The sequence below is a fragment of the Streptomyces sp. NPDC107538 genome (assembly GCF_055657445.1).
On the sequence record NZ_JBVKAY010000002.1, the window covers coordinates 970,459 to 986,366 of the forward strand.

The window sequence follows — 15,908 nt, forward strand, 5'->3', positions numbered from 1 at the left end:
CCCACCGAGCGGAGCGCGCCGGGTGAGCTGAGCGGATCGGCGGGGCCGGGGGCGGGTTCCTCGTCGCCGGGTCCGCAGGGGTCGCTGCCGGTGCCACCGCCGGGACCGCCCGCGCCGTCCGTACCCCCCGTGCCACCGGCTCCGGCCGCGCCCCCCACCGTGGGGTCGCCCGGGTCACAGCCCCCGTACCCCCCGCAGGGTCAGCCGGGCGTGTACGGTCCGCAGGGTGCACACGGCACACACGAATCACACGGCACGCGCGGTGATGGCGCGCGGGGCGACGGCGACCGCGCCGACCCCACGGACCGAGCCGATCGCGCGGGGCGGAACGACCGTACGGGAGCGGGTGACGGCCGGACCGAGACCGGTGGTGACCGCCTCGCGAGCGGTTCCGACCGGGTCCCGTCCACTGGTTCCGACCGGATCCAGAGCGGTGGGCCTGAGCGGATCGGGCGGCGCAGCCGTATGGACGGTATGGACCGTATGGATCGTGCCGATCATGTGGATCGTGTCAATCGTGTGGACGGAATGGATCAGACGGACCGGATGGACCGGCCTGACCTGGTGGATCGCAGGAGTCGCGCGGAACGCAGGAGCCGTGCGGACCGCAAGGACCGTACGGACCGCGTGGAGAGCGCGGACCGCACGGACCGGGTGGACGGCCTGGACCACGTGGTCAACCGGCTCCGGGCGGGGAGCAGGAATGGTGGTCGGGTGGGGGTGACGTACAAATACTTCGGCGCGCCCGACGGCGCGACCGCGGCCCGTGTCCCGATCTCGATGCGCCCCGAGGAACTCGGCGGTGACGAGCTGGGCATGAACGGCATGTTCACCAAGATCAAGCCGGAGACCATGGCCGCGATGGTGCTGACCGGCATCGAAGGCGTCCCCCTGCACAAGGTGCCCCCGCTCGAACTGGTCGTCCTCCACCCCGACTACGCCGTCGTGAAGCTCCCGATGACCGTCGTCGACCCGCTCAGGGGCATCGGCGAGGAAGCGGTCGGCGCGGCGGCCTTCATCTGGTCGACGGTCCCGGACCGCGGCGGCCCCCGCGACGCGTTCAACGTCTACCAACTGCTCCACGAGTGGCAGGACTTCAGCCACCGCCTGCACGAGGCGGGGCATCAGCCGTACTGCCTGGTCTGGCCCTGACCCGGTAACCCATGCTGCGCGGGCGGAGCTTCCGGGCTCCGCCCTGGTCGCGCAGTTCCCGGCGCCCCTGAAAAGCACGGGCTGCGCCCGGTGCTTTTCCCTCTGGCCCCGGTCGCCTTTCAGGGCCGCGGGGGCCTGCGTCTTTCAGGGGCGCGGGGAACTGCGCGAGAACCCCCACCGGAGCCGCACCCGCCCAAGCGACCCGCACCCCCCGAGCCATGAGACGCTCCCCGTCCGCCCGGAGGGCCCTCGCTGGCCTCCGGGCCCCCCGGGGCCGCAGCATGGGCCGTATGAGCAACACGAGCAGCAGCGCGGCCGGGCCGCGGATCTCACGCCGCGCGCAGGCCGTCGCGCCCTTCTACGCCATGGAGTTCGCCAAGCAGGCCGCCGCGCTGGTGGCCGAGGGATGGGACGTCGTCAGGCTCAGCCTCGGGGAGCCGGACTTCGGCGCTCCCCCGGCCGTCGTGGAGGCGATGCGGGAGGTGATGGACGGGCGGCCGATGACGTACACGGCGGCGCTCGGACTGCCGGCCCTGCGGGAGGCCGTCGCCGGGTTCTACGGCGACCGGCACGGCGTCGAGGTCGATCCGGGCCGGGTCGTCGTCACGGCCGGCGCCTCGGCCGCGCTGGTGCTGGCCGCCGCCGCACTCGTCGACCCCGGCGACGAGGTGCTCATCGGCGACCCCTCCTACCCCTGCAACCGGCAGATCATGGAGAGCTTCGGCGCGGACGTCACCCTCGTCCCCACCACCGCCGCGACCAGGTTCCAGCTGGACGCCGCGGCGGTGCGGGCGCACTGGACGGACCGTACGCGCGGCGTGATGGTCGCCACCCCCTCCAACCCGACTGGCACCTCCGTCCCCGCCGGCGAGCTGGCCGCGCTCTGCGACCTCGCCCGGGAGCGCGACGCCTGGCGCCTGGTCGACGAGATCTACCTCGACCTCGGCGACCACGACGAGCGGGTCCGCCCGCCGCGCAGCGCGCTGGCGCACGACCCGGGCGCGGTCGTGATCAACAGCTTCTCCAAGTACTTCGGGATGACCGGCTGGCGGCTCGGCTGGTGCGTCGTCCCCCAACCCCTCGTACCGGCCCTGGAACGCCTCGCCCAGAACTACTTCCTCTGCGCCTCCGCCCCCGCCCAGCACGCGGCCCTCGCCTGCTTCACCCCGGAGTCCCTCGCGGTCTGCGAGGCGCGCCGGGTGGAGTTCGGCGCGCGGCGGGCGCTCGTCCTGGACGGGCTGGCGCGGATCGGGCTGCCGGTGCCGGTGCCGCCGGACGGGGCGTTCTACGTCTACTTCGACGTCGCCGGGACCGGTCTCACCTCCTGGGAGTTCTGCGAGCGGGCCCTGCGGGAGGCGCACGTCGCCCTCACCCCCGGCCGGGACTTCGGCACCCACACCGCCGACACCCATGTCCGTCTCTCCTACGCGGCCTCGGCGGACGAACTGCGCGAGGGCATCGCCCGGTTGGGGAAGTTCCTGACCACGCTGCGCTGAGCCGCGGGCCGGTCGAGCCCCTTCCCCGGGGTCGGCCGAGACCGCGGTCGACTCCTCGTCACCATGGCTCTATATGATCGGCGTCCGCATGTACGGGGGCATGTGCGGGTGCAACTCTGCCGTTTTCGCCACGCGTTGCCGTTTTCGCGTGACCGGCTCCGCCCACTCCCCGTACGTCGCAGGTCCTTTCGATGACACCGACGACGAGGAGAGGGGCCATGTCCTATCCGACGCCGCCCCAGCAGCCCGGCCCGCCCGGCCCGCCCGGAGGCTACGGACAACCGCCCGGTCCCTACGGCCAACCCCAGCAGCCCCACCAGCCGTACCCACCCCAGCAGCCGTACCAGCCGTATCCGCCCCAGCAGCCGTATCCGCCCCACCAGGGCCGGCCGCCCCATCCCGCCCCGGTCCCGGTGCCTCCCCCGGCCAAGGGCGGCGCGGTCCGCGGCTGTCTCGCCGGTGCCCTCGGATTCGTCGGTCTGCTCGGTCTGCTGGGCGGCGGCCTGCTCGTCGGACACGCGTACTCGAACGCCAGCCAGAACATTCCCAACCGTGACGGCTATGGCCCGACCGTGTGGCGGAACGAGCCGGCGGACCAGCTCTTCCCGGACGCCCTGGCCCCCCGGCTGAGCGCGACGACCACCACGCCGGACAGCTCGCGGGCCACCTGGCACCGCATCGGCATATCCGAGGACACCGACTGCGCGAAGGGCCTGAACAAAATCACCTCGGCCGCCGTCGCGAAGCTCGACTGCGAGGCGGTGCTGCGCGCCACGTACGTGGATCCGACGGGGAACACCATCGGCACGGTCGCGCTGATCGTGCTGCCCGCCGGGGAGTCCGCGAAGGCGGAGATGACCGCGTTCTTCGAGAAGGACGAGGACAAGCTGGACCCCGAGGTCGGGGTGAAGGCGTTCACCGTGCCCGGCACCATCGCGGCGAAGTGGAGCGACGCGCACAGCAACGGCGGGGCGGGGATCGCCGTTCCGGGATCGTCGCTGCCGTATGTCGTCGTGGCCTCCACCGGCGCGGTCGACGGCCGTGAGGCGGGCCATCTGCCGGGCGAGTACGGCAGCCACAACTGGGACGCGGGCGACGACCGCGCCGCGTGGCGGGGCTCGGCGAAGGCCCTGTGCGAAGACGTCAGCTACCACCTCGGCGACCTGTTGGAGACCTCATGAGCGGCCCGACCCTACGGCGGACCGGCGTCCTCACCTCCACGGCGGCGCTGCTGCTCGCCACGGCGGCCACGGGCACGGCGAGCGCGGCCGAGACGACCCCGCGGTCCTGGGAGTACCAGGCGCTGAAGCTGGACGCGGCACAGCGGCTCGCGCAGGGCGAGGGCATCACCGTCGCGGTCCTGGACACCGGCGTCGACGCCGACCATCCCGCGCTCAAGGGGAAGGTGACCACGGGCCCCGACTACATCGGGGAGGGCTCGGACTCCGAGGAGGCGGACAACGAGGGCCGGCACGGCACGGCGATGGCCTCGGACATCCTCAAGGTCGCCCCGAAGGCGAAGATCCTCTCGCTGCGGGTGACCGACGGGAGCGGCGAGCCGGGGTACAGCAAGGGCGGCAACCCCATCGCGCAGGGCATCGACTACGCGATCGAGCACGGCGCCGACGTGATCTCCATGTCGATCGGCGACCAGATGCTCGGCAACAGCTACGACGAGGACGAGACCGACGCCCTGAGCCGCGCGGCCCTGGCGGGCGTCCCGGTCCTCGCCTCGGCGGGCAACAACGGCGACCTCTTCAACGACGCCCAGTACCCGGCGGGTTACCCGGGCGTGATCGCGGTCGCCGCGCTCCAGCAGGACGGCACCCGGGCCGCGTTCTCCACCGTGCGGACGTACAACGCGGTCGCGGCACCCGGCGTCGACATCATGAGCGCGAGCGACGGCGGCGGCTACGCGACGATCGACGGCACCTCGCCCGCGACGGCCCTCGCCTCCGGGGTGGTCGCCCTGATGCTCTCCCACAACGACAAGGTGACCCCGGCCCAGGTCCGGACGATCCTGACCACGACCGCCGGGCACGCCGACCAGGGCCACAGCCCGCTCGACGGTTACGGCATCATCGACGCGCCCGCCGCCGTCGAGGCCGCCGGGAAGCCGCCGGCGGACCGCACCGGGCCGGTGGCGTACAAGGGCGCGGAGCACCTCGGCACCCCGGACGGCACCTCGAAGACCACGCACCCCGAGCTGGACATGGAGCTGGTGACGATCGGGGGCGGCGCGGCGGCGGTCGGGCTGCTGATGGCCGTGGGCGCGGTGTTCATCGGCCGGTCGGGCCGACGGCGTACGACACCGGTCGCGGGCGGCGCCGGGGCGCGCTGACGCGGGGCGGCGCGGGGGCGCGCCAACGCGGGGGCGCGCCGACGCGGGGCGGGGCCGGCCCGCATATCTTGGCGCCCATGCAGTCCTACACGATCGGTCAGGCCGCGCGGCTGCTCGGGGTGAGCCCCGACACCGCGCGGCGATGGGCGGACGCGGGCCGGGTGGCGACGCGGCGCGACGAGAACGGGCGCCGGCTCGTCGACGGGAAGGACCTCGCGGCCTTCTCGGTGGAGCTGGCCTCGGACACCGCCGAGGAGGCCGACGCCCCGTACACCTCGGCCCGCAACGCCTTCCCCGGCATCGTCACCGCCGTGAAGCTCGGTGATGTGGCGGCCCAGGTCGAGATCCAGGCGGGCCCGCACCGCCTGGTCTCGCTGCTCACCCGGGAGGCCGTGGAGGAACTGGGCCTGGAGGTCGGCATGGAGGCCACGGCCCGGGTGAAGTCCACGAACGTCCACATCGACCGGACGTGAGCGGCGCCCGGCCGTCCGGGAACCCGTCCCCTTCCAGGGGTTCTACGGGGCGAGGGCCGCCACCAGCCGGGCGACGGCCGCGGGATCCGGCAGCCTGCCCTTCGCCAGCAGCTCCACGACCTGCCCGCTCGCGAACTCCCGCTGCGCTTCGGTCACTTCCGGGTCGATCGCGCATTCGGCCTGCACCCGCACATAGTTCAGCTCGGTCGCGAAGAGCATGGAGAACGACTCCACCCCCTTGATCACCCCGGGCCCTCCGGCCTCCGCGTAGCCGCGCACCAGCCGCCGGGCGGACGCGGCGCGGAAGTCGTTCCCGCCGGCCCACACATGGACGGCGCGGGCGAGTTCCCGCTCCGCCGAGACGGGCCCGGCGTTGTCCCAGTCGAGGAGGGCGGGCCCGGCCGGCCCCACCAGCACGTTCTGCGGCCGCATGTCGAGATGCGAGGTCACGGTGTCGCCGCCGCCGGACGGAGTGACGTACGCCGCCAGCTCCACCGCCTCCGTGGCCGCGAACCGTTCCAGCTCCGCCGCCCACGGCACCCCGGCCCGCCGTACCGCCTCGCACAGCTGAGCCCACTCCGCCGCTTCGGGGCACCGCTCGTACCAGCCGTTCGGTGTCTCCCCGGTGCCCTGACCGGCCCGGTGCAGCAGCGCGAGGGTGCGCCCGCACCAGGTGAGCAGCTCCGGGTCGCGGGGGTCCGCCTCGCTGCCGTCCGCCCAGCCGTACACCTTCACATACCCGCCGCCCATCGTCTCCGGGAGCCGTGACACATACGCCCCGTGCCGGTCCGCGAGGAACCGTGGCGCCGAGATCCCCAGCCCCTCCGCCGCGTTCCGCAGCCGGGCCTCCCGCCCGACCTGCTCCTCGTCACACCCGAACAGCAACTCCTTGACCGCCCACACCTGGTCGCCCCCGGACAACCGCCAGATCTGCCCCAGGGCACCCCGGGCGACGGGCACCATCTCCCAGGCCCCGCCCTCCAGTTCGTACGCATCCGCTATGAACCCGGCCCTGCTCCGCATGCCGCCGCCTTTCGCTCGCCCCCGGCATGTAATACGCGAACGCGACCTGCCACAAACGGATTTGTGCTCGCGTGACGGTCTCACCTGGCCAGGGACGCGCTCGGGGCCGCCAGGTCGAACCAGACCGCCTTGCCGTCGGGGTGGACGAGGCCGCCGCCGTTCGGGAGCGCGGTCACGGTGCCCCAGTGGCCCTCGGTGAGGGCGTCCACGAGGTAGAGGCCGCGCCCGCCCTCCTCCCAGCCGCCGGGGGTCAACTCCCTTATGACCGGCGGGCTCTCGTCACCGTCGTAGACGATCACTCTGACCCGCCAGGCCTCCACCGCGAGCCAGAGAACCGATCCTCCTCCTTTGGCGTGCACACAGGCGTTCGTGACCAGTTCGGAGGTGCACAGGGCGGCGGCGTCGACGAGGGCGTCCAGGCCGAGCGCCCGCAGGACGCTGGTGACGAAGTCCCGGGCGATGTGCGGTGAACTGTCGAGGGGCGGGCAGAAGAGTGTGTACGTCGTCGCCGCGGGCGAGAGCCAAGGGGTGGCGACGGGGATCGCGGCGGGGAGGGGCGCGGCGACGGGGGCCGGGAGGCTACGGGCAGTCTCGGTCATAAGTGATCAACTCCGTTGCGACGAGAAGGGATTGCTCGGGTCCCTACCGCGTCGGTGGCTCCTCCTCGGGCAGACGGGGATGCGGGCAGGACGCAGGCGACATGCGTTTGAGTGACCAGACGAGCACTCTCCGTGAGCGCAGGAACGACCGTAGTCGGCGTGTTCGCGCCGCCGCAATGGGGTCGGTGGAAGTACTACGAAAGCGCGTCGTCGACGGCGCTCCGGCCCCGGCCGGGCGCCGTGTGATGATGGGCCGAGGACGCCCGCGGGGAACGGGCGGCGTTCCCCCGGGGAGCGGGAACGGGTGGAAGACCACAACGGGCACGGGGACGGAACCGCCATGACCAGTCGGCTGCTCATGTCGTACAACACACAGGCCAAACGGGCCGGGGTGCCCGCGAGGGAGCCGGACCGCGTGGCCGGGTCCACGCGGGCCACGGCGATCCTGGACCACGACGACCCGCGGGTCGGGGCGCTCGCGCGCCGGGTGGAGAGCGAGGCGACCCCGCGGGACGCGCTGCGCGTCGCGCACCGGATCATCGGGCGGCACGTCCGCCCGGTGTACTCGGTCGAGGACGTCCGCCGGGTGTCGCGGACGCTGCGGCTCGGGCGCGGCTCGTGCAGCCAGCGGATGGCGGCGCTGGAGGCGGTCGCGCGCGCCGTGCGCGTACGCACGCGGGTGCGCGGGCTGCTCGTGGACGGGACCTACTGGTATCCGCGCTTCCCCCGGCTGAAGCCGTTCGTGCCGGAGCAGGTCCTGCTGGCCTGGCCGGAGTTCAGGATCAGCGGCGCGTGGGTGCCGATCGGCGAACTCTTCGACGCCGCGTCCGCGTCCGGCGGCAGCGGTGACGGCGGTGACGGCTTCACCAACAAGGGCGGCGAGACCCTCTTCGACGCGGTCGCCCGTATCGGGGTGCGCTGGGACACCTGCGGTACGACGTCGGCCGCCGCCTGCGACCTCTCGGCCCAGGTCGTCGCCGACCTCGGTCACTTCGACGACCGCGACGAACTCTTCGCCCGCCACGGCCAGACCCTCTGCCGCACGGCCCGCACCCTCACCGAACCGGTCCTCGGCCGCTGGAGCGCGGGCGCGACCCGCCCGCCCGCCTGACCCGCCCGGCCGCCCGGCCGCCCGACGGAGAGTCCCGGCTCTCCCGACCACCACCACCCGGGCCGTCGCCCGGCCCCGCCCCGCTCACTCCGCCCGCGCGTCCGCGCCTCGGACCGTGAAGCCGGTGACCAGCCCGCCGCCCGTCCGACGGAAGGCGAAGGGGGCCCCGCCATGTGCCGCGGCCACCGCGCGGACGATGGACAGGCCGAGGCCGGAGCCGGGCAGGCTGCGGGCGTCCGGGGCACGATAGAAGCGGTCGAAGATGCGTTCGAGGTCGCAGTCGGGGACACCGGGCCCCCGGTCGAGGACCTCGACGCGGACGACGTCCCCGCCGGCCCCCGGCTCCCGCGCGCCCCCCGGTTCACCGAAGTCCCCGTAGCCGCCGAACTCCCCGCGCTCCCCCGGTTCACCGGGTCCGCCCCGCTCACCGGCGGCGCCCAGCGCCCCCCGCGCCACGACGACCTCGATCGCCCCCGAACCGGCCCGGTCGAACTTCGCCGCGTTCTCCACCAGGTTGGAGATGGCCCGCTGGAGCGCGCCCGCCCGTCCCTCGACGGTCGTGTCCCCGGCCACCCGGACCACGACCTCCCGCCCGGTACGCCGGCGCGCGGTCCCCGCCACCTCCTCCGCGAGGTCGGCCAACTGCACCCGCTGCACCGGCTCGGTGCTGGACTGCCCGGCCGCGAGATCCACCAACTCATTGACCAGATCGGTCAGTTCGAGGGCCTCCTGGGAGAGGTCGTCGACGAGTTCCTCCCGTATCCGGGGCGGCAGCTCGTCGATGCGCCGCAACAGCGAGATGTTGGTGCGCAGGGAGGTGAGCGGGGTGCGCAGCTCATGGCCCGCGTCCTGCACCAACCGCCGCTGGTCCTCCTCCGACTGGGCGAGCCGCACCAGCATCCGGTCGAACGAACGGCCGAGCCGCCCCACCTCGTCCCGGCCCGCGACCGGCACCTGGATCCCGAGATGCCCGGTCCGGGCCACGTCCTCCGCCGCCCCCGCCAGCTGCACCAGCCGCCGCGTCTGCCGCCGGGCCAGCCACCAGCCGAACAGCCCGGCCGAGATGACGATCCCGGACACGAACAGCAGGGTCCGCTGCTGCAGCTCCCGCAGCAGGTCCTCCGTGTCACTGAACTCCTGTGCGACCTGCACCGCGCCCCGGCCGCCGCCGAGCGCGACGGTCACCACCCGGTAGCGGTCGCTGCCCACCTCGACCTCACCGTGCTCGACCGTCACCCCGGCCAGCGCCGCGCCGGCCGTACGGCGGTCCGCGTCGCGGACGGGCAGGCCGGGGGCGCCCTTGTCGAGGATCTCCCCGTCCGGGCCGAGGACCTGGACGTCCGTACGGCCGGAGCGGATCAGGTCGTCGCGCGGGCCGCCGCTGTCGCCGGTCGCGAAGTCCTCCGGCGTCAGCGGGTCCTGTTCGACGAGTTCCCGCAGGTCGCGCACGACTTCGGCGAACACGGTCTGCTCGTCGACCCGCACGAGCCGCGCCGCCGCGCTGTAACTGAGGATGCCGACGAGGACGGTGACGACACACGCCACCGCCACGAACGACACGGTGAAGGTCGCCCGCAGCGAGGGCACCGGCTTGAGCCGGGACAGCAGCCGGGGCAGGGCGCGGACGGGACGGGACGGCGGCATCGCGCCGCCCTCAGTCTTCCCGCAGCGCGTATCCCACACCCCGGACGGTGTGGATCATCGCCGGCGCCCCGGGCTCGTCGAGCTTGCGGCGCAGATAACCGACGTAGACGGCGAGGTTCTTGGAGCCCGGCCCGAAGTCGTAGCCCCAGATGCGGTCGTAGATCGTCGCGTGGTCCAGGACGATGCCCGCGTTGCGGACGAGCAGTTCGAGCAGGTCGAACTCGGTCCGGGTCAGCTCCAGTTCCCGCGCGCCACGCCACGCCCGGCGCGCCTGGACGTCCATCCGCAGCCCGGCGGCCGTGAGCAGCCCGCCGGCCTCCGGGGATGCGGAGACGGCCGAGGGCGCGGCGCCCGACGACGGGGGCGGGGCGCTCGCGAAGCCGTCCGCCCCGCCCGTGCGGCGCAGCAGCGCGCGCAGCCGCGCGAACACCTCCTCCACGTCGAACGGTTTGACGACGTAGTCGTCCGCGCCGGCGTCGAGACCGGCGATCCGGTCGGCGGTCTCCACGAGCGCGGTGAGCATCAGGATCGGCGTCCGGTCACCCTCCGCGCGCAGCACCCGGCAGACCTGGAGGCCGTCTATGCCGGGCATCATCACATCGAGGACGAGGACGTCGGGCCGGTTGCGATGGGCCTGGGCGAGCGCCTCGACGCCGTCGGCGACCGCCGTGACCTCGTACCCCTCCAGGGTCAGCGCGCGTTCCAGGGCATGGCGGATGGCGCGGTCGTCCTCGGCGAGCAGCAGGTTCTGGGGCACCCCACCAGTCTGCCAAGGTCACGGGCGCGCACCACCTCGTCGGGAGCACCGGGCGGCCCTTCTTACCGGCCTCTCACCCCGGCCGCGCATCGGGCTTACCCCTCCGGAGCAGCGTGTCCGTGTGACACCCGCCCGCACGGGAACCCGGGCAGAGCGATCAGATGGAGTACAAAGGGTCGCAACCATCCAAACCACCACCATGTACACCATCGGACAAGCAAGTCACCCCCACACCCCCACACCACCGCGACCGCATCGCGTACGCCGTCGCATCGTCGGGAAGGCAGGACCTTGAGCCGCCGCATGAAGATCGTGTTCCTGCTGCACAACGCGTACGCCATCGGCGGAACCGTGCGGACGACGCTGAACCTGGCGGCGGCGCTCGCGGACCACCACGACGTGGAGATCGCCTCGATGGCCCGTCACCTGGACGAACCCCGCTTCGCGGTCGATCCCCGGGTCGCGCTCGTCCCCCTCGTCGACATCCGCCCCTACAGCCCCGATCTGCGCGATCCGGCCCAACTGCGGCCCGCCGAGGACTTCCCGGCCGAGGACCGGCGGCACCGCCAGTACAGCCACCTCACCGACCTGCGGGTCCGCGCCTATCTGGCCCGCTGCGACGCGGACGTCGTCATCGGCACCCGCCCCGGCATCAACGTCTACGTCTCCCGCTTCGCCCCCCGCCGCGCCCTGCGCATCGCCCAGGAACACCTGCGCCACGACGCCCACTCCAAACAGCTGCGCAAGGTCCTCGCCCGCCACTACCGCACCCTGGACGCGGTCGTCACGACCACGGCGGCGGACGCGGCGGTGTACCGCGCGCGGATGAACCTGCCGGGCGTACGGGTGATGTCGGTGCCCAACATCGTCCCGCCGGCCCGGGTCGCCCCGTCCGACGGCACGGCCCCCGTCATCGCCGCCGCCGGCCGTCTCTCCCGGGGCAAACGCTTCGACGTCCTGCTGGAGGCGTTCGCGAAGGTCGCCGCGAAGGAACCGGAGTGGCAGCTGCGGATCTACGGCGGCGGCAAGCAGCACGACCGCCTGGAGACCCTGATCCAGGATCTCCGCCTCACCGAACAGGCCCATCTGATGGGCGCGCACACCCCCATCGAGGAGGAGTTCGCGCGGGCCTCGATCGTCGTCAGCGCCTCCGAGGCCGAGTCCTTCGGGATGACCCTCGTCGAGGCCATGCGCTGCGGTGTCCCGGTCGTCAGCACCGACTGCCCGCTCGGCCCCGCCGAGATCATCACCGACGGCACCGACGGCCGCCTCGTCCCCGTCGACGACCCCGACGCCCTCGCCGACGCCCTCCTCGACCTCACCGCCGACCCCGCCCAGCGCCGCGCCATGGGCCGCGCCGCCCTGGAGAGCGCCCGCCGCTACGACCCGGCCCCGATCATCGCCCGCTACGAACACCTCTTCGCCGACCTGCACGAGACGAGAATCCAGCGCACCTGGGAACGGGGTTCGACGAGGGCGAGGACTTGGCTGCGGCGAAGGGCGCGCGTGGGGGCAAAGGGCGCGCGGTCGCTCCTCAGGGGCGCGGGGCTGTCACATATGCGGCTCCGCCGCGCGGGCGCGAGCAACCACAAACAACCCGCGGCCTGACGACATCCGCGCCCCCACGGCGCTCCTCAGCCCTCCAACGCCGCCAACCGCTCGGCGAACGGCACGACAACCAACCTCTCGGGCTCGGCGGAAGGCACCGCCGCCTTCCCGGAGGAGAGCCCACCCATAAGCCCGGCCAACTCCGACCCCGCCCGCTCGATCCGCCCCGCGAGCCCCTCCGCCCCCCAGTCCTCGGACGCCGCGTACACCCCCGTCGGCACCACCACGGCCCGCAGATAAGCGAACAGCGGCCGCATCGCATGCTCCAGCACCAGCGAATGCCGAGCCGACCCCCCGGTCGCGGCGACCAGCACCGGCTTCCCACCCAGCGCGTCCCGGTCGAGCACATCGAAGAACGACTTGAACAGCCCGCTGTACGACGCGGAGAACACCGGCGTCACCACGACCAGCCCATCGGCCCCCGCCACCGCGTCCAGCGCGGCGGCGAGCCTCCGGGCCGGGAACCCGTTGGTGAGGTGGTGCGCTATCTCGACCGCGAGGTCCCGCAGTTCGACGACCTGAACCTCGACCGACGCGTCCCGCCCGACCACGGCGGCGGCGATCCGGTCCCCCAACAGCCGCGTGGACGACGGCACACTCAGCCCCGCCGAGACGACGACGAGCTTCACGACACACTCTCCTTCTTCTCCGCCGAGCCTTCCGCCGCGCTCTTCTCCGCCGCCGCCCGCAGCGACCCGTGCGTCGGCGCGTCCGGCACCTCCGCCGGCCGCCCCTTCGCGAACTCCTCGCGCAGCACCGGCACGACCTCCTCGCCGAGCAGGTCGAGCTGCTCCAGGACGGTCTTCAGGGGCAGCCCCGCGTGGTCGATCAGGAACAGCTGCCGCTGGTAGTCACCGGCGTACTCGCGGAACGCAAGCGTCTTCTCGATCACCTGCTGCGGCGAACCGACGGTCAGCGGGGTCTGGTCGGCGAAGTCCTCCAGCGAGGGCCCGTTGCCGTAGACCGGCGCGACGTCGAAGTACGGGCGGAACTCCCGTACCGCGTCCTGCGAGTTCTTCCGCATGAAGACATGTCCGCCGAGGCCGACGATCGCCTGCTCGGGCGTGCCGTGCCCGTAGTGCGCGTACCGCTGCCGGTACAGCTCGACCATCCGCTGGGTGTGCTCGGCCGGCCAGAAGATGTTGTTGTGGAAGAAGCCGTCGCCGTAGTACGCGGCCTGCTCGGCGATCTCGGGCGAGCGGATGGAGCCGTGCCAGACGAACGGCGGTACGTCGTCCAGCGGGCGGGGCGTGGAGGTGAACCCCTGGAGCGGCGTACGGAACTTGCCCTCCCAGGTGACGACGTCCTCGCGCCACAGGCGGCGCAGCAGCGCGTAGTTCTCGACGGCGAGGTTGATGCCCTGCCGGATGTCCTGCCCGAACCAGGGGTAGACGGGTCCGGTGTTGCCGCGCCCCATCATCAGGTCCACCCGGCCGTCGGCCAGGTGCTGGAGCATCGCGAAGTCCTCGGCGATCTTCACCGGGTCGTTGGTGGTGATGAGGGTGGTGGAGGTGGAGAGGATCAGCTTCTCCGTGCGCGCGGCGACATAGCCGAGCATCGTGGTCGGCGAGGACGGCACGAACGGCGGGTTGTGGTGCTCACCGGTGGCGAAGACGTCGAGGCCGACCTCCTCCGCCTTCAGCGCGATCGCGACCATCGCCTTGATGCGCTCGCGCTCGGTCGGCGTCCGGCCCGTGGTGGGGTCCGGCGTCACATCACCGACGCTGAAGATCCCGAACTGCATCATCGCTGCCACCCTCTCCAGGTTGTTTACGATTCAACTATACCCATGAACGAGGGCCCCCTCTCCACTATTCCTCGCCGCCCTTGTCAGTGGTCGTCCCTACGATCGGGGCATGCCCGCCCCACGCCGTGACACCCGAGGCATCGTCGACGCCGCAGAGCTCTTCGCCCGGGTCCGCTTCCGCCGGCGCGAACCCGCCGAGGCGCTGCGCCCGTATCTGGAGCACTACTGGCTGATCGACTGGGACCTGCCCGAGCCGTACGTCTCCCAGGTCGTCCCGCACCCCTCGGTGAACATCGTCTTCCAGCGGTTCACGGGCGAGGCCCCCTTCGTCGAGGTCGCGGGCGTCGGCCTCGGCCTCTTCACCCAGCGGCTGGAGGGCAGGGGCCGGGTCTGCGGCGTGCAGTTCCGTCCCGGCGGTTTCCGCCCCTTCGCCCCGGCCCACCCGGCGACCCACTGGACCGGGCGGCGCGTGCGCGATCCCGGGGCATTCCTGGAGGCCCTCCCCAAGGCCTTCTCCGACACGGCCCCGGCCGCGATCCTCGACCCGGACGACGAGGACGCCCGCGTCACCGCCCTCGACACGTTCCTGACCGGGCTCGGCCCCCGCCCCGACCCGCAGGCCGACCTCGCCATGGCCCTCGTCGACCGTGTCCGCACCGACCGCGCCATCCGCCGGGTCACCGATTTCGCCCGCGCGGAGGGCCTCTCGGTACGGCTCCTGCAGCGCCTGTTCTCCGCCTACGTCGGCGTCGGCCCGAAGTGGGTCATCCTGCGCTACCGCATCCACGAGGCCCTGGAACGCGCCGAGACCGACCGCGCCGTCGACTGGGCCGCCCTCGCCGCCGACCTCGGCTACGCCGACCAGGCCCACCTCGTCCGCGACTTCACGGCCACGGTCGGGGTGCCGCCGACGGCGTACGCGCAGGCGGTGTCCCCGGTCTGAGAGGGAGCCGCCCGGCAGCACCCGGCGGCTACTTCGCGTGCAGGACCGCGTAGATCATCACGAAGGCGACGATGTGGATGCCGAAGAGGAAGTACGCGAGGTACCACCACACGTACCGCTCGTTCTTCTTCTCCTCGGCCAGCCGGCGCTTCTCGGGCGTCAGCCCTTCCTCCGCGCTCACAGCTCCCGGTGGACCTTGGTGTTGGAGGCCTGGGCGCGGGGGCGCAGGACGAGCAGGTCGACGTTGACATGGCTGGGCCGGGTGACCGCCCAGGTGATCGTGTCGGCGACGTCGTCCGCGGTCAGGGGCTCGGCGACGCCCTCGTAGACGCTCGCCGCCTTCGCCGCGTCGCCGCCGAAGCGGGTCAGCGCGAACTCGTCGGTCTTCACCATGCCGGGCGCGACCTCGATGACCCGGACCGGCGTGCCCACGATCTCCAGCCGCAGCGTCTCGGCGAGGACGTGCGCGCCGTGCTTGGCGGCGACATAGCCCGCGCCCCCCTCGTACGTCCCGTGCCCGGCGGTCGACGACACCACGACCACCGTGCCGTCGCCGCTCGCGGTCAGCGCGGGCAGCAGGGCCTGGGTGATGTGGAGCGTGCCGATGACGTTCGTCTCGTACATGGTGCGCCAGTCGGCGGGATCGCCGGTGGCCACCGGGTCGGCGCCGAGCGCGCCGCCCGCGTTGTTGACCAGCACACCGATCGTCTTGAAGGCGGTCGCGAACTCGTCGACCGCCGCACGGTCCGTGACGTCCAGCACGTACGCGGTGGCCTGGCCGCCGCCGCCGTTGATCTCCTCGGCCAGCGCCTCGATCCGGTCCTTGCGCCGCGCGGTGAGCACGACCCGGTACCCGGCCGCGGCGAGCTGCCGGGCCGTGGCGGCGCCGATCCCGCTGCTCGCACCGGTGACGACGGCGATGCGGGAGGCGGCGGACGGTACGGCGGTGGCCATGAGCTGCTCCTGAGGCGGTACGTAACGAGCGGTACGGAATCGAACGGCTTCCGCCCGGCC

17 protein-coding genes are annotated in these 15,908 nt (G+C 72.9%); 8 read left to right on the forward strand and 9 right to left on the reverse strand.

The window, feature by feature from the left end:
• Nucleotides 1-246: 246 nt before the first annotated feature.
• The gene (locus tag ACZ7MG_RS10225) at nt 247-501 is read right to left on the reverse strand and encodes a hypothetical protein (RefSeq protein WP_471385067.1); all 255 of its coding nucleotides are present in this window, start codon (nt 499-501) and stop codon (nt 247-249) included.
• A 213-nt stretch (nt 502-714) separates the two neighbouring features.
• On the opposite strand from ACZ7MG_RS10225, the gene ACZ7MG_RS10230 reads away from it, so the two are divergent.
• From ACZ7MG_RS10230 to ACZ7MG_RS10250, 5 genes are all read left to right on the forward strand, one after another.
• Entirely contained in the window at nt 715-1,152 is a 438-nt protein-coding gene (locus tag ACZ7MG_RS10230; RefSeq protein ID WP_003974483.1) for a hypothetical protein, read from the forward strand.
• Nucleotides 1,153-1,442: 290 nt separating this feature from the next.
• Nucleotides 1,443-2,648: a pyridoxal phosphate-dependent aminotransferase gene (locus ACZ7MG_RS10235; protein WP_471385065.1), complete on the forward strand. Its 1,206-nt coding sequence runs from the start codon at nt 1,443-1,445 to the stop codon at nt 2,646-2,648.
• 218 nt (nt 2,649-2,866) lie between these two features.
• Nucleotides 2,867-3,829 (forward strand): hypothetical protein, encoded by a 963-nt coding sequence (locus ACZ7MG_RS10240; RefSeq protein ID WP_471385063.1) that lies wholly within the window; start codon nt 2,867-2,869, stop codon nt 3,827-3,829.
• The gene (locus ACZ7MG_RS10245) at nt 3,826-4,989 is read left to right on the forward strand and encodes a S8 family peptidase (protein ID WP_471385062.1); all 1,164 of its coding nucleotides are present in this window, start codon (nt 3,826-3,828) and stop codon (nt 4,987-4,989) included. Before ACZ7MG_RS10240 ends, ACZ7MG_RS10245 begins: the two co-directional genes overlap by 4 nt.
• A gap of 77 nt (nt 4,990-5,066) precedes the next feature.
• Nucleotides 5,067-5,462: a TOBE domain-containing protein gene (locus tag ACZ7MG_RS10250; RefSeq protein WP_471385060.1), complete on the forward strand. Its 396-nt coding sequence runs from the start codon at nt 5,067-5,069 to the stop codon at nt 5,460-5,462.
• Between the two features lie 42 nt (nt 5,463-5,504).
• On the opposite strand, the gene ACZ7MG_RS10255 is transcribed toward ACZ7MG_RS10250, so the two are convergent.
• Together ACZ7MG_RS10255 and ACZ7MG_RS10260 are read right to left on the reverse strand one after the other, a co-directional pair.
• Nucleotides 5,505-6,485: a phosphotransferase enzyme family protein gene (locus tag ACZ7MG_RS10255; protein WP_471385058.1), complete on the reverse strand. Its 981-nt coding sequence runs from the start codon at nt 6,483-6,485 to the stop codon at nt 5,505-5,507.
• A gap of 80 nt (nt 6,486-6,565) precedes the next feature.
• Nucleotides 6,566-7,084, reverse strand: coding sequence for an ATP-binding protein (locus tag ACZ7MG_RS10260; RefSeq protein WP_471385056.1), 519 nt, complete (start codon nt 7,082-7,084; stop codon nt 6,566-6,568).
• A 340-nt stretch (nt 7,085-7,424) separates the two neighbouring features.
• On the opposite strand from ACZ7MG_RS10260, the gene ACZ7MG_RS10265 reads away from it, so the two are divergent.
• Nucleotides 7,425-8,195 (forward strand): transglutaminase domain-containing protein, encoded by a 771-nt coding sequence (locus tag ACZ7MG_RS10265; RefSeq protein ID WP_471385055.1) that lies wholly within the window; start codon nt 7,425-7,427, stop codon nt 8,193-8,195.
• A gap of 84 nt (nt 8,196-8,279) precedes the next feature.
• Here the strand turns inward: ACZ7MG_RS10265 and ACZ7MG_RS10270 are convergent, their stop codons facing one another.
• Together ACZ7MG_RS10270 and ACZ7MG_RS10275 are read right to left on the reverse strand one after the other, a co-directional pair.
• Nucleotides 8,280-9,839: a sensor histidine kinase gene (locus ACZ7MG_RS10270; RefSeq protein WP_471385053.1), complete on the reverse strand. Its 1,560-nt coding sequence runs from the start codon at nt 9,837-9,839 to the stop codon at nt 8,280-8,282.
• Between the two features lie 10 nt (nt 9,840-9,849).
• Nucleotides 9,850-10,584, reverse strand: coding sequence for a response regulator transcription factor (locus ACZ7MG_RS10275; protein ID WP_471385626.1), 735 nt, complete (start codon nt 10,582-10,584; stop codon nt 9,850-9,852).
• A 315-nt stretch (nt 10,585-10,899) separates the two neighbouring features.
• Between ACZ7MG_RS10275 and ACZ7MG_RS10280 the strand changes: the two genes are divergently transcribed.
• Nucleotides 10,900-12,204: a glycosyltransferase family 4 protein gene (locus ACZ7MG_RS10280; protein ID WP_471385051.1), complete on the forward strand. Its 1,305-nt coding sequence runs from the start codon at nt 10,900-10,902 to the stop codon at nt 12,202-12,204.
• Nucleotides 12,205-12,230: 26 nt separating this feature from the next.
• Here the strand turns inward: ACZ7MG_RS10280 and ACZ7MG_RS10285 are convergent, their stop codons facing one another.
• Both ACZ7MG_RS10285 and ACZ7MG_RS10290 read right to left on the reverse strand, forming a co-directional pair.
• Nucleotides 12,231-12,833, reverse strand: a complete 603-nt coding sequence (locus tag ACZ7MG_RS10285) for a CE1759 family FMN reductase (RefSeq protein WP_471385049.1) — start codon at nt 12,831-12,833, stop codon at nt 12,231-12,233.
• Nucleotides 12,830-13,948: an LLM class flavin-dependent oxidoreductase gene (locus tag ACZ7MG_RS10290; protein WP_471385624.1), complete on the reverse strand. Its 1,119-nt coding sequence runs from the start codon at nt 13,946-13,948 to the stop codon at nt 12,830-12,832. The genes ACZ7MG_RS10285 and ACZ7MG_RS10290 overlap by 4 nt, the downstream gene beginning before the upstream one ends.
• A 112-nt stretch (nt 13,949-14,060) precedes the next feature.
• Between ACZ7MG_RS10290 and ACZ7MG_RS10295 the strand changes: the two genes are divergently transcribed.
• A complete protein-coding gene (locus tag ACZ7MG_RS10295; RefSeq protein ID WP_471385047.1) occupies nt 14,061-14,894 on the forward strand; it encodes a DUF6597 domain-containing transcriptional factor in 834 nt (277 codons plus the stop codon).
• A 28-nt stretch (nt 14,895-14,922) separates the two neighbouring features.
• On the opposite strand, the gene ACZ7MG_RS10300 is transcribed toward ACZ7MG_RS10295, so the two are convergent.
• Together ACZ7MG_RS10300 and ACZ7MG_RS10305 are read right to left on the reverse strand one after the other, a co-directional pair.
• Nucleotides 14,923-15,075: a hypothetical protein gene (locus ACZ7MG_RS10300; protein WP_013001590.1), complete on the reverse strand. Its 153-nt coding sequence runs from the start codon at nt 15,073-15,075 to the stop codon at nt 14,923-14,925.
• On the reverse strand, nt 15,072-15,848 hold the full coding sequence (locus ACZ7MG_RS10305) for an SDR family NAD(P)-dependent oxidoreductase (protein ID WP_471385045.1): 777 nt from the start codon (nt 15,846-15,848) through the stop codon (nt 15,072-15,074). Before ACZ7MG_RS10305 ends, ACZ7MG_RS10300 begins: the two co-directional genes overlap by 4 nt.
• Nucleotides 15,849-15,908 lie beyond the last annotated feature (60 nt).

What these genes read in the sequence shown, in the direction of transcription:
- ACZ7MG_RS10265 (WP_471385055.1), top strand. Translation starts at nt 7,425, where the DNA reads ATGACCAGTCGGCTGCTCATGTCGTACAACACACAGGCCAAACGGGCC.
- ACZ7MG_RS10270 (WP_471385053.1), bottom strand. Translation starts at nt 9,839, where the DNA reads ATGCCGCCGTCCCGTCCCGTCCGCGCCCTGCCCCGGCTGCTGTCCCGG.
- ACZ7MG_RS10260 (WP_471385056.1), bottom strand. Translation starts at nt 7,084, where the DNA reads ATGACCGAGACTGCCCGTAGCCTCCCGGCCCCCGTCGCCGCGCCCCTC.
- ACZ7MG_RS10280 (WP_471385051.1), top strand. Translation starts at nt 10,900, where the DNA reads ATGAAGATCGTGTTCCTGCTGCACAACGCGTACGCCATCGGCGGAACC.
- ACZ7MG_RS10235 (WP_471385065.1), top strand. Translation starts at nt 1,443, where the DNA reads ATGAGCAACACGAGCAGCAGCGCGGCCGGGCCGCGGATCTCACGCCGC.
- ACZ7MG_RS10240 (WP_471385063.1), top strand. Translation starts at nt 2,867, where the DNA reads ATGTCCTATCCGACGCCGCCCCAGCAGCCCGGCCCGCCCGGCCCGCCC.
- ACZ7MG_RS10225 (WP_471385067.1), bottom strand. Translation starts at nt 501, where the DNA reads ATGATCGGCACGATCCATACGGTCCATACCGTCCATACGGCTGCGCCG.
- ACZ7MG_RS10245 (WP_471385062.1), top strand. Translation starts at nt 3,826, where the DNA reads ATGAGCGGCCCGACCCTACGGCGGACCGGCGTCCTCACCTCCACGGCG.
- ACZ7MG_RS10295 (WP_471385047.1), top strand. Translation starts at nt 14,061, where the DNA reads ATGCCCGCCCCACGCCGTGACACCCGAGGCATCGTCGACGCCGCAGAG.
- ACZ7MG_RS10255 (WP_471385058.1), bottom strand. Translation starts at nt 6,485, where the DNA reads ATGCGGAGCAGGGCCGGGTTCATAGCGGATGCGTACGAACTGGAGGGC.
- ACZ7MG_RS10305 (WP_471385045.1), bottom strand. Translation starts at nt 15,848, where the DNA reads ATGGCCACCGCCGTACCGTCCGCCGCCTCCCGCATCGCCGTCGTCACC.
- ACZ7MG_RS10250 (WP_471385060.1), top strand. Translation starts at nt 5,067, where the DNA reads ATGCAGTCCTACACGATCGGTCAGGCCGCGCGGCTGCTCGGGGTGAGC.
- ACZ7MG_RS10290 (WP_471385624.1), bottom strand. Translation starts at nt 13,948, where the DNA reads ATGCAGTTCGGGATCTTCAGCGTCGGTGATGTGACGCCGGACCCCACC.